The 12,424-nt window shown below is 64.8% G+C and carries 11 protein-coding genes; 2 read left to right on the top strand and 9 right to left on the bottom strand.

Features of this window, described 5'->3' with window-relative positions; all coding sequences use genetic code 11:
* Nucleotides 1-652, top strand: a 652-nt coding sequence (locus VGE27_RS10130; RefSeq protein ID WP_331049533.1) for an aldehyde dehydrogenase family protein, incomplete at its 5' end; no start/stop codon positions are given.
* A gap of 149 nt (nucleotides 653-801) precedes the next feature.
* Entirely contained in the window at nucleotides 802-2,529 is a 1,728-nt protein-coding gene (gene ggt / locus VGE27_RS10135) for a gamma-glutamyltransferase (RefSeq protein ID WP_331049534.1), read from the top strand.
* A 168-nt stretch (nucleotides 2,530-2,697) separates the two neighbouring features.
* On the opposite strand, the gene VGE27_RS10140 is transcribed toward ggt, so the two are convergent.
* The 9 genes from VGE27_RS10140 to VGE27_RS10180 form a co-directional block, all read right to left on the bottom strand.
* A complete protein-coding gene (locus VGE27_RS10140; RefSeq protein ID WP_331049535.1) occupies nucleotides 2,698-3,852 on the bottom strand; it encodes a sensor protein KdpD in 1,155 nt (384 codons plus the stop codon).
* Nucleotides 3,852-5,186 carry a porin gene (locus VGE27_RS10145; RefSeq protein ID WP_331049536.1) on the bottom strand — a complete coding sequence of 445 codons (1,335 nt, stop codon included), beginning with the start codon at nucleotides 5,184-5,186 and terminating at the stop codon, nucleotides 3,852-3,854. The genes VGE27_RS10140 and VGE27_RS10145 overlap by 1 nt, the downstream gene beginning before the upstream one ends.
* Nucleotides 5,187-5,224: 38 nt before the next feature.
* Complete coding sequence (gene kdpC / locus VGE27_RS10150; protein ID WP_345788006.1) at nucleotides 5,225-5,824, bottom strand: potassium-transporting ATPase subunit KdpC; 600 nt, start codon at nucleotides 5,822-5,824, stop codon at nucleotides 5,225-5,227.
* A 43-nt stretch (nucleotides 5,825-5,867) separates the two neighbouring features.
* Nucleotides 5,868-7,934 carry a potassium-transporting ATPase subunit KdpB gene (gene kdpB, locus VGE27_RS10155; RefSeq protein ID WP_331049538.1) on the bottom strand — a complete coding sequence of 689 codons (2,067 nt, stop codon included), beginning with the start codon at nucleotides 7,932-7,934 and terminating at the stop codon, nucleotides 5,868-5,870.
* Nucleotides 7,931-9,685, bottom strand: a complete 1,755-nt coding sequence (kdpA, locus tag VGE27_RS10160) for a potassium-transporting ATPase subunit KdpA (RefSeq protein WP_331049539.1) — start codon at nucleotides 9,683-9,685, stop codon at nucleotides 7,931-7,933. The genes kdpB and kdpA overlap by 4 nt, the downstream gene beginning before the upstream one ends.
* Nucleotides 9,682-9,822: a hypothetical protein gene (locus VGE27_RS10165; RefSeq protein ID WP_331049540.1), complete on the bottom strand. Its 141-nt coding sequence runs from the start codon at nucleotides 9,820-9,822 to the stop codon at nucleotides 9,682-9,684. The genes kdpA and VGE27_RS10165 overlap by 4 nt, the downstream gene beginning before the upstream one ends.
* A 165-nt stretch (nucleotides 9,823-9,987) precedes the next feature.
* Nucleotides 9,988-11,118, bottom strand: coding sequence for a sensor histidine kinase (locus VGE27_RS10170; protein WP_331049541.1), 1,131 nt, complete (start codon nucleotides 11,116-11,118; stop codon nucleotides 9,988-9,990).
* 22 nt (nucleotides 11,119-11,140) lie between these two features.
* Complete coding sequence (locus tag VGE27_RS10175) at nucleotides 11,141-11,839, bottom strand: response regulator (RefSeq protein WP_331049542.1); 699 nt, start codon at nucleotides 11,837-11,839, stop codon at nucleotides 11,141-11,143.
* Nucleotides 11,836-12,424: ABC transporter ATP-binding protein (locus VGE27_RS10180; protein ID WP_331049543.1), on the bottom strand; the 589-nt coding region annotated here is incomplete at its 5' end. The genes VGE27_RS10180 and VGE27_RS10175, both read right to left, overlap by 4 nt.

Consider the following 12,424-nt stretch of genomic DNA (forward strand, 5'->3'; position numbering starts at 1 on the left):
CGACGATGCGGACCTCGATGCCGCTGTGCGCGGTGCGCTGGCGGCCAAGTATCGCCACAATGGGCAGACCTGCGTGTGCGTGAACCGTATCCTGGTGCAGGACGGTGTGTACGACGCGTTCGTCGAGCGATTCAACGCCGCAGTTGGCGGACTGCGCACCGGCGATGTGTTGGACGCGACAGTGCAAGTGGGCCCGCTCATCAACGAGAAGGGTGTGCAGAAGGTGGAGGCGCACATTGCCGACGCAGTGAGCAAGGGCGCGCGGTTGCTGCGTGGTGGCCATCGGCAGGGAGGGCTGTACTTCGAGCCCACAGTGCTCGCGGATGCCACGCCGGATATGCGCATTGCTCGCGAGGAGGTGTTCGGGCCGGTGGCACCGATCTTCCGCTTTCACACCGAAGACGAAGCCATCGCGATGGCGAACGACACCGAGTTCGGACTGGCGGCCTACTTCTACAGCCGCGACGTGGGCCGGTGCTGGCGTGTGTCGGAAGCGCTGGAGTACGGCATGGTTGGGGTGAACGAAGGACTCATCTCCACCGAAGTCGCGCCGTTTGGCGGCGTGAAAGCGTCGGGTATGGGTCGCGAGGGGTCGAAGTACGGCCTGGATTCGTTCCTCGAGATCAAGTACGTGTGCTACGGCGGTATTTGAAAAAGACGGGGGGAACACAGATGGCACAGAAGAACTGCAAAACGCACAGATACCACTAAAGCTCCTTTGTTGTATCTGTGTGTTTGTTGGTTTCTCTGTGTCATCTGCGTTCCCCCGCTGTTGCAGTCTGACCCCTACAGGGAATACCAGTGATCCATCGTCTCGTCTCGCCCAGAGCGGCCGCTGCAATCGCCATTTCGATGCTGGCCACCAGAACGCTCAATGCGCAGGATCGATCACAATCCCGGTCGATGGTGTCGTCGTCGCAGGGGGTGGTGGCGAGTGAGAGCGTACTGGCTTCGCAGGTGGGTGCCCGCATTCTGGAGCAAGGCGGCAATGCCATCGATGCGGCCATTGCGGTGAACGCGATGATGGGACTGGTGGCGCCGATGAACGATGGCATTGGCGGCGACCTGTTTGCGATCGTGTACGAGGCCAAGACGGGCAAGCTGTATGGGCTCAATGCCTCGGGCTGGGCACCCAAGGGACTCACGGCGGAGTACCTGCGCGGCAAGGGCAATACGCGCATGCCGCAGCGTGGTATCGACGCGGCTACGGTGCCCGGTGCCGTGAAGGGGTGGGAGGTGCTGCGCACGCGCTTCGGAAAACTCAGCTTCGCACAAATTCTGGCACCGTCCATTCGATATGCCGAGGACGGCTTTCCGGTGGGCGAAGTGGTGAGCGTGTACTGGAAGGACAGCGAAGAAGCACTGCGTGCCGACCCGGCCACCGCCAAGACTTTCCTGCCGGGTGGCAAGCTGCCGTTGCAGGGGGACGTGTTCCGCAATCCCGAACTGGCGTGGACGTACCGGCAGATCGCCGCGCAGGGCGCCCGCGCGTTCTACACGGGTAATGTGGCGGCCAAGTTGTTGGCGAGCTCGAAAACCCACGGCGGTACGATGACCGCGGCCGATTTGTCGGAATACGAGCCGGAGTGGGTGACGCCGTTGTCCACGACGTATCACGGCTGGACGGTGTACGAGCTGCCGCCCAATGGGCAGGGCATCGCCGCGCTCGAGATGCTCAACATCATGGAGCGTTTCCCGCTGGCCAAGATGGGGCACAACTCGGTGGCGGCGCTGCATCACATGATCGAAGCCAAGAAGCTGGCCTATGCCGACCTGCAGCGCTTCAATGGCGATCCACGCTTTGCGAAGATTCCGGTCGCCGCACTGCAGTCGAAGGAGTACGCCACACAGCGTGCCACCCAGATCGATGCGCGGAAGGCCACATGCATGGTGCCGGCCGGGCAGGCCGAGGGGACCGACAATGGCACGACATATCTGAGTGTGGTGGACAAGGAGGGGAACATGATCTCCTTCATCCAGAGCAATTACTCCACGGTGGGTTTTGGCGCGGGGCTCGCCGTGGCCGATGCGGGTTTTGTGTGGCACAACCGTGGCGGCGGCTTCTCGCTCGACGCTGATAGCCCCAATCTCATTGCCGGACGCAAGCGTCCGCTGCACACCATCATCCCGGCCTTCATGGAGAAGGGTGACAACAAGATCGCCTTTGGCATCATGGGTGGCTGGAACCAGGCGCAAGCGCACGCGCAGTTCGTGTCGAACATCGTGGACTTCGGCATGAACATCCAGGGCGCGCTCGATATGCCGCGATTCTCCAAGGAGACATTCCCCGGCTGCGACGTCAACTTCGAATCACGTATCTCGCAGGCGGTACGTGACTCACTGGCCGCGATGGGTCACCAGATCGTCATGCGCGGCGACTTCTCCAGCACGCGCATGGGCGCAGGACAGGCCGTGCAGCGCAACTTCACCACCAAGGTGAACTTCGGCGCGTCGGACCCGCGTAAGGACGGCGCCGCGATTGCCGAGCTGCTGCCGAACCGGCCGGCTGGCGGGGCTGCGCGACGATAGTTCAGCGTTGGTGGGAGCTCGCTGAACTGCAACAGCGGGGGGAACACGGATTACACAGATTGAAAGAACCAAACGCACAGATACAACAAAGAAAGCACTTGTTGTTGTATCTGTGTGTTTGTAGTGCGTCTCTGCGCAATCTGTGTTCCTCCCGCTGTTGCCGTTGAATCAATCCCGACCGCCAACGATCAGTACGTCGAGCCCTGAGCCGCCCGAAAGCAGGCGATCGACCACTGATCCGTGGCGGAGGCGATGCCACCAGGATCGTTCGCTGCGACCAACGAGCACCAACGAGACCCCCTCGCGGCGTGCAAACTCGATGATGGTCGTCGCGATATCGGTGCCTTCCAGCTTCACCACTTCAGCGCCCATGCGTTGCGCGAGCTGGATGTTGTCCACCAGTCCCCGCTGGACTTCGCTGTCGATGCGGTCGGCGCGCTCGGACGGTGTCTGTACGTACACACAGTACCAGTCGGAGTTGAGCCGGCCCGCAATGCGTCGCGCCTTGTGCAGCAGGGCCGCCGTGCGCGGCGGGTGACTGGCCATCGCCACCATGAGCCGGTCGGCGCTGGCATGCACCGTGGCGCTGCGCCCCGTTTCGCGGCGCACCAACTCCATGCGCTCCCGGTCCACGGAACTCGCCGCCTCACGCAGTGCCAGTTCGCGCAGCGTCGTGAGGTTTTCGGCGGTGAAGAAGTGATCCAGTGCCGTTGGGACCTTGTCGAGCGCGTAGATCTTGCCGTCAATCAATCGACGTCGCAGCTCGTCGGCAGGGATGTCGATGTTCACCACCTGATCCGCCCGTGCGAGCACCCAGTCCGGCACCGTTTCCCGTACGACCACACCCAGGGCCTGCTGCACGATCGGGGCGATCGACTCCACATGCTGCACGTTCATCGCGCTCACCACGCTGATGCCGGCGTCCAGCAGGTCCAGCACATCTTCCCAGCGCTTGCGATGTCGGCTGCCCGGCACATTGTTGTGGGCCAGCTCGTCCACCAGCGCCACCTGCGGTGCACGGGCAATCACGGCGTCGAGATCCATCTCCTCGAGCGCCACATCACGGTACACCACACTGGTGCGTGGCACGACCTCGAGATCGCGTACCAGCGCCGCGGTTTCGGCGCGGCCATGGGTCTCGATGTATCCACCCACCACATCGACCCCGCGCCGGCGCAGGTCGTGCGCCTCCTGCAGCATGCGCACGGTCTTGCCAACCCCCGCCGCGGAGCCGAGGTAGACTTTGAGGCGACCGCGTCCCGCCCGGGGGAGAAGCGAGAGCATTGCCGCATCGCGCGGGTCGATAATGGGGAGCGCGGCCATCAGAGCCGGAAGTTGAGAGCCAGCGTGAACAGCGTCTGCGCTCGGCGTACATCAGGGGTGAAGTCACCCGGTGTCCCCAGGTAGCCGTCCACCGACGTGGTGCCCCCCGGGCCGGCAAAGAATGGCACGCTCGATGCGCGTGTCATGACTTCGGCGCGCACCGCAAAGAAGTCGGTGGGCATGACATCGAACGTGGCGGTGAGTCCGCGGGCCGTGAAGCCCGTACCACCGTCGGTGAACCCACCCGGTGTGGGCACCGGCGCGAGATAGCGCGACGGATTGGTGACCAGTTCTGCACGCACCGCGAGCGCCAGTTTGTCCTGGTTGAACCACACACGATTCACGAATGATGTGCCAGCCATGTACGCCTGGCCAGCTGATGGACCGTTGCCGCCCTGCTCGAATCCGTAGTGGGAGTTGAGCGAAAAGGCCATCTTGCTGATACCACGCGACGTGGGGCGATCGAGGTAGCGCAGCAGCACCGAGTTGTCGTGATGGAAGCGCTTGCGCCCGGGATTGCCGCGCTGGTCGCTGCCGTAGTAGAAGTTGCCGATCAGCCCCAGCGAGCCTGTGGGGCGATAGTAGGTGGAGAAGCCCACGCTGGGCGCCGCGTTCCAGCGTCCGTACGTCTGGAAGCCATTCATGATCCACGGCTCCAGCTTGAGCTTCTGCGTGGGGTAGAACGACGCCCGCACGCCCTGGAAGTAGAACGGCGTGAAGTCGCACACCAGCGAACGGTGGTAATTCCAGTTCTCACCCAGCAGGTAGCTCTCGAGCCCCACGTAGCTGGCGAAGATGCCCGCCTCCACATCGATGCCGTAGCCTTTGGCGAAGTGGTAGCCGGCCGTGGCCTGACGGATGTTGCGCAGACCGGAGGTGGTGAGGTTGCGGCCTCGGCCCACGCTGCCGTCGAGATCCTGCACGATGTTGAGCATACTGCCCGACTGCAGCTCGATGCGTCCGATGACGTTCTGGTAGTTCCACGATACGCCGACGCTGGCCAGGTTGATCTGGAATTCACCGCTGCGTCCGATACTGGCCGAGCCTACGATCGTGTTGTCGCGCGGGCGGTTGTTAGACTGGGAGAAGTAGGTGTCGAGATACAGGCTGCCGGTGACGTGCTTGCCCAGCTGCAGCGGTGTGGAGCGTTGGCGGCTCTGGCCGTTCATCCACGTGAAGTCGGCGTGACCGAAGGGCACCTTGGCCTGGGCGGAGTCACTGGCGATGGAGTCGACCACGGGGGACTGCACGCGCAACGTGTCACTGAGGGTGTCACTCACGGTGTCACTGCCCAGCAGGGGCACGACGAAAGAAGCAACGAGAAGCGGATTCATGGTTCGCGAAGGGTTCGGGGGTGGAGCTGTATGTGCAGTCAGCGCGTTGAACGCGTTGACGGGATGGTCGCGCTCAGGGAGTCCAGCGCGAGATTGAGGCGCAGCACGTTTACGCGTGGCTCGCCTAGGACACTGAGCTGGCGCGGTGTGGTGTGCTGCGCGACGAGGGTGGTTACAACCGCCGCTGGCAGTTCACGCGCCTGCGCCACACGCGCGATCTGTAGCGTTGCCGATGCCGGCGAGATGTCGGGGTCCAGTCCCGATCCCGATGCCGTGACCAGGTCGGCCGGAATGCCGCCGCGCACAGCACCGCTCACCACGGCGCTGTCCACGCGCTCGGCGATACGTGCCGCGAGCGTGCTGTCGGTGGGGCCCTTGTTGCTGCCGCCCGAGGCCATGGCGTCATAGCCCTCGACGCCAGCGGTCGACGGCCGGCCGTGGAAGTAGCCCGGTGTCGTGAAGCGCTGACCGATGAGCGCGCTGCCGATCACACGACCATCGCGTTCGATGAGCGATCCGTTGGCCTGCGCGGGAAACAGCAGCTGCGCTGCGCCGGTGATCAGGCCAGGGTAGAGGATGCCGGTGATGAAGCAGAGTGCGGCTGTCATCACGAACGCCGGGCGAAGGTGTTGTGTCAGGAACATTTTCATGGACGTCTCCCGTGTGGGCTCAGGCTTGGGCTCAGGCGAGGTGCAGTGCGACGAGCGCGATATCGATCACCTTGATGCCCACGAAGGGCACGATGAGACCGCCCACCCCGTAGATGAGCAGATTCCGGCGCAGCACGATGTTGGCGGCGGCCGGCCGATAGGTGACACCGCGCAGCGCCAGCGGAATGAGCGCCACGATGATGAGCGCGTTGAAAATCACCGAGGCCAGGATGGCGCTCTCGCGGGAGTGCAGCCTCATCACGTTGAGCACGGCCAGTTCGGGGAAGGCCGCGATGAACATCGCCGGGATGATGGCGAAGTACTTCGCGATATCGTTGGAGATGGAGAACGTGGTGAGCGCACCACGCGTCATCAGCAACTGTTTGCCGATCTCCACGATCTCGATGAGCTTCGTGGGATTGGAGTCGAGGTCGATCATGTTCCCCGCTTCCTTGGCGGCCTGCGTGCCGGTGTTCATGGCCACACCCACATCGGCCTGGGCCAGCGCTGGAGCATCATTGGTGCCGTCGCCGGCCATGGCCACCAACCGCCCGCCCTGCTGTTCGCGCACGATGAGCGCCATCTTGTCCTCAGGACGCGCTTCAGCGAGGTAGTCGTCCACGCCGGCTTCAGCGGCGATGGCCGCGGCAGTGAGTGGATTGTCGCCCGTGATCATGACCGTGCGAATGCCCATGGCCCGCAGGCGGTCGAAGCGTTCGCGCATGCCACCTTTCACCACATCCTTGAGGGCGATCACGCCGAGCACGCGGCAGCCCGTGCTGGTGCGCTCACCCACTACCAGCGGCGTGCCGCCGGCGCGCGCGATGTTGCTCACCAACGCCTCCAGCGACTCCGGCACATCACCCGTGTGCTCGCGTACCCAGCGAATCACCGCCTCGGCGGCGCCCTTTCGCAGTTCGATGCCGTGCATGTTCACGCCGCTCATGCGGGTGCTGGCACTGAATGGCACGAACTCCGAGTCGGCCACCTGCTGACCACGCAAGCCAAAGCGCTCCTTGGCCAACACCACGATGCTGCGGCCTTCCGGCGTTTCGTCTGCCAGTGAGGCGAGTTGTGCCCGTTCAGCGAGCAATGCTTCGTCCACACCCGGCACCGGTGCAAACGCCGACGCCACACGATTACCGAGTGTGATGGTACCCGTTTTGTCTAGCAACAGGGTGTGCACATCGCCCGCGGCCTCCACCGCGCGGCCGCTCATGGCCACCACGTTCTGCTGGATGAGCCGGTCCATGCCCGCGATACCGATGGCCGACAGCAGGCCACCGATCGTGGTGGGGATGAGGCACACCAGTAACGCCACCAGTACGGGGATGGACACCGACGCGCCACTGTAGCGGGCCAGCGGTTCGAGCGTGATCACGGCCAGCAGGAACACCACCGTGAGTCCCACCAGCAGGATGGTGAGCGCGATCTCGTTGGGGGTCTTCTGCCGCGAGGCGCCCTCGACCAGCGCGATCATGCGGTCGATGAACGTTTCGCCAGGATTGGCGCCGATGCGGATGACGAGATAGTCGGAGAGCACCTTGGTGCCTCCGGTGACGGCCGAGCGGTCGCCGCCACTTTCACGAATGACCGGTGCGCTTTCGCCGGTGATGGCCGATTCGTCCACCGAGGCCACGCCGACGATGACTTCGCCGTCACTCGGGATCACGTCGCCGGGAAAACACACCACCAGCGCACCGCGGCGCAGGGAATTGGCCGACACCAGTTCGAACGCCTTGATGTCGATATCCACGTCGCCGTTGGATGCGTCGAGCTGTTTGGCCTGCACATCGGAACGTGCCGCCCGCAGACTATCGGCTTGGGCTTTGCCACGCCCTTCGGCCATGGCTTCCGCGAAGTTCGCGAACAACACCGTGAACCACAGCCACAGCGTGAGCTGCAGCGTGAAGCCGATGTCCGGCGCGCTGCGGCTGATGTCGAGCGCCAGTGTGACCGTGGTGAGCACACAGCCCAGCAGCACCACGAACATGACCGGATTGCGCACCATCTGGCGCGGGTCGAGCTTGCGCCACGATTCTCCCATCGCGCGGCGCACGATGCCCCTGTCGAAGAGGGGGCGTGATGTGGTGGTCATGCGAACAGCCTCCCGCCGGTCATGAGCAGGTGTTCCACCACCGGACCGAGCGCGAGGGCAGGAAAGTAGGTGAGCGCGCCGACAATGAGGATGACGCCGAGCAACAGCGCGACGAACATCGGTCCGGTGACCGGGAAGGTGCCTGCCGTGGCTGGAGCGATGCGTTGTTCAGCCAGAAAGCCCGCCAGTGCGAGGACGGGCACGATCAGTGCGAAGCGGCCGAGCAGCATCGCGATGCCGAAGAGCGTGTTGTAGAACGTGGTACCACCGGTCAGGCCAGCGAAGGCGCTGCCGTTGTTGGCGGCCGTCGACGTGAAGGCATAGAGCACCTCCGTCAGGCCGTGTGGGCCCCGGTTGTTGAGACCTGCGAGCCCGTCGGGCAGTACCAGCGCGATGGCGGTGAGCGGTAGCACGATGGCCGGGAACGCGAGCACGTAACACATGACCATCTGCACTTCGCGCTGCTGAATGCGTTTGCCCAGATACTCCGGTGTGCGTCCCACCATGAGTCCGGCGATGAACACCGTGAGCACCACCATGATCAGCATGCCGTACAGGCCTGCGCCCACGCCACCGAAGATCAGCTCACCGAGCTGCATGTTCACCAGCGGCACCAGGCCGCCCAGTGCCGTGAACGAGTCGTGCATGCTGTTCACCGCGCCGCAGGAGGCATCGGTGGACACCACCGCATAGAGCGCGGAGTTGGCGATGCCGAAGCGCACTTCCTTGCCTTCCATGTTGCCGGCCGCGTGCCCTGGCACCGCACCGACCACGTCGACGCCCAGCGCCGCGTGCTGCGGATTGCCACGCGATTCCGCCCAATAGGCGACGCTCGTGCCGCCGATGAACAACACGAACATGGCCGTCCACAGGGCCCACCCATGCCGCGTGCTGCCCACTCCGCGGCCGAACATCCACACGGTACCGGCGGGGATGAGGAAGATCGCCAGCATCGACCACCAGTTGCTCACCGGAGTAGGATTTTCGAACGGGTGTGCGGAGTTGGCGTTGAAGAAGCCGCCGCCATTGGTGCCGAGTTGCTTGATGGCTTCCTGGCTGGCGACGGGCCCGCGTGCAATGGTTTGTACGGCACCATCGAGTGTGTGAGCTACCGCGGCACCATCCAGCGTTTGTGGCACCCCCTGTTGCACGAACAGCAAGGCGAGGATGCACGACAGCGGCAGCAGCACGTACAGCGTGCCGCGCACCAGGTCCACCCAGAAGTTGCCGATGCGGCCAGCACCGGCACCGTTGCCCGTGCCACGACGCGCAATGCCGCGCATCAACGCCACGGCCACGCCAAGTCCGGTGGCGGCGGAGGCAAAGTTGTGGAAGGTGAGCTGCGTGGCCTGCGCGAGATACGACATCGTGCTCTCGCCCGCGTAGCTCTGCCAGTTGGTATTGGAGACAAACGATGCCGATGTCTCAAAAGCCTGTCGGTCGGCCACCGCACCGAGTCCGGCCGGATTGAACGGCAACGAGCCCTGCAGGCGCAGCACCGCATAGGTGAGCAGCATGCTCACGGCGCTGAACAACAGCAGCGATGTGGCGTACGCGGTCCAATGTTGATCCGCCGTGGCATCGACACCGGCGAGGCGATACAGACGACGCTCTATGGGGGCCAGACAGCGCACGCGGCCTTCATAGACCTGCGTGAGATACCAGCCCATCGGCTTGGTCACCAGCAGCACAGCGACCGCGAACAGCGCGATCTGCAGCCAGCCGTTGCTCGTGGTGGACGAGAGATTCATGAGGGCAGACCTCGCTCCGACTCGCCACGCGACGCGTGCCCGTCGGATGACCGTCCGAGGGCCGCGCAGCCCCGGACGTAGAGAAGCATCACGGCAAAGCAGGCCACCGTGAGCAGCAGGTACAGCAAGTCGCGCATGCAGACCTCGAAGTGCGTGAGGCTACCGCGAGGGTAGTCACCGCCCGATTGAGCGATGCTGCATGGTGCCGGACAACCCGTGAAGGCCGCACAAAGGGGCGGCCGGAACGCACAAAGATCCCACAAAGATTTGTGGGATCTCTGTGCCGCTCGGCGGTCAGTGGATCAACGGGTTTCGAAAGTGTCGATCAGGTCTGCAGCCGGCAGATGCAGGGTGAACACGCTGCCTCCACCGTCTCGGGGCGTCACGCCCAGTGAGCCGCCCTGTGCGTCGGCCAGGCCGCGGGCGATGGCCAGTCCCAATCCCACGCTGCCCACATCGGGACGCGCCGATGCCGCGCGATGAAACGGCGTGAAGATGCGTTCCCGTTCGTCAGGTGCGATGCCGGGGCCGCGGTCGGCGACCCGGAAGGCGAGCATGGGGCCTTCGCGCACAACGGTGAAGTCGATGGGTGCGTCCACCGGGGCGTACTTGAGGGCGTTCTCGAGCAGGTTGCCGAGGATGCGCACCGAATGTGTGAGATCGAACGTGCCCACGAGGAGCGGCTCGTTGGGGTCGAGCGATGCCCGAATCTCACGGCCTGTCGCGGCGCCGGATACGCGCTGCAACGTGGCACCCATCAGCTCATCGGCCGTGTTGAGCGCCAATGACAGCGGCACACCGCCAGCCTTGAGCCGGGACAGGTCGAGCAGGTCGGTCACGAGGCGATTGAGCCGCTCGACTTCTTCCTCGATGGCCAGTGCCCGCTCGTCGCCATCGCGCACGATGTCGTGGGCCAGGCCGCGGATCGTGGTGAGTGGTGTGCGCAGATCGTGCGATACGGTGGCCAGCAGGGCGTCCTTGAGCTGATCGGCCTCACGCAGCGCGGCGGCATGTGCGGCATCGGTCTGCGCCTGCGCGGTGAGGGCCGCGATTTCTTCAGCGCGCCGACGGGCCTGGTCGGCTTCCCGCTGGGCACGCGTGAGCAACTGGGCCGCGACCACGCCGGTGGCGAGAAACACCACCAGCACCAGCCAGTCGAGTGGATCCGCCACCACCAGCGTGTTGAACGGCGGCAGGAAGAACACATCGAATACCACGAAACCCGCCAGCGCGAGCACCACACCCAGCAGTCGACCACCGGCGGCGCTGCCACCCAGCACCACCAGCAGCAGCACCAGCGCCACATGGGCCTTGTCGAGCGCATCACGCACCAGGTGCAGGGCCAATGTGGCCACCAGCAACGCGACGATGCTCAATGCCCAGGCTGTGCGCCTCGACCGGAGGTGGGCATCCTGCTGACGTATGTCTGGCATCGGCATGATCAGGCCGGGATGCTCAGTGCCCGTCGGCGAAGCGGTAGCCTACACCGCCTTCCGTCACGATCAGTGTGGGGCGCAGCGGGTCTGTCTCGAGCTTGCGACGCAGATGTCCGATGTACACGCGCAGATACTGCTGTGCATCGCCGTGATGTCGTCCCCACACGGCATCGAAGAGCTGCTTGTGGGTCATGGTGCGGCCGGCATGCGTGACCAGTGCACGCAGCAGCTCCCACTCGGTGGGCGTGAGATGCACGGGCATGCCGTGTTGTGTCACCTGCCGGTTGGCCAGATCGATCACCACACCGTCGCGCACCAGCGGCGCATCGCCGCCCGGCACCGGTGCCATGCGGGCTCGGCGCAGCATGGCGCGCAGGCGGGCCTGCAGTTCGATGGTGGAGAATGGCTTGGTGAGATAGTCGTCCGCGCCGGCATCGAGGGCACGCGCCTTTTCCGCATCACTGTGCCGCGCCGACAGCACCAGGATGGGCACCGAACTCCATTCACGCAGGCTGCGACACACGTCCACGCCATCCTGATCGGGCAAGCCGAGGTCGAGCACGATGAGCGCTGGACGCTCACGACGTGCGAGCTCGAGTCCAGTGGCCGCGTTGGCCGCTTCGAAGGCCACGCCACCATCGTCCTCCACGGCGGCGCGAATGATGGAGCGAATGGCGGGCTCGTCGTCGATCACGAGCAGCGACGGGCGTGTGGTCACGCCTGTGCTCCGGTGGTCCGTGTGGCGATCACGCGACCGGCTTCGAGCTCGATGATGGTATCGGCGATGCGCGCCGCCTCCTCGGGGTCGTGCGTGACGAGCAGCATGGGCACGCCGGTGCGTTCGTGCAACTGCCGCAGTTCGTCGCCCAGGGCGCGGCGCAGCGGAGCATCGAGCGCCGAGAGGGGCTCGTCGAGCAGCAGCAGCGACGGTTTGGGCGCGAGGGCACGGGCCAGTGCGATGCGTTGCTGTTCGCCGCCGCTCAGGGCAGCGGGGCGTTGATGTGCCCGGTGGTCGAGACGCACGAGCGCGAGCATTTCGCGCACGCGTGCATCGCGGACGGTGTGGGGCAGATGCTGCAGGCCATACGCGATGTTCTGCGCGGCGGTGTAGTGGGGGAACAGCGCGTAGTGCTGGAACACATACCCGATGTGTCGGTCACGTGCCGGCAGTTCCACCCGGGCGCGGGCGGCGTTGATATCGAGCAGAACGCGCGCGTCGAGTACGATGCGGCCGGTGACGTGCAGCAGTCCCGCGATGGCACGCAGGGTGAGTGTCTTGCCCGAGCCGGAGGGGCCCACCAAA

The organism is Gemmatimonas sp., from assembly GCF_036405635.1.
Taxonomy (GTDB): domain Bacteria; phylum Gemmatimonadota; class Gemmatimonadetes; order Gemmatimonadales; family Gemmatimonadaceae; genus Gemmatimonas.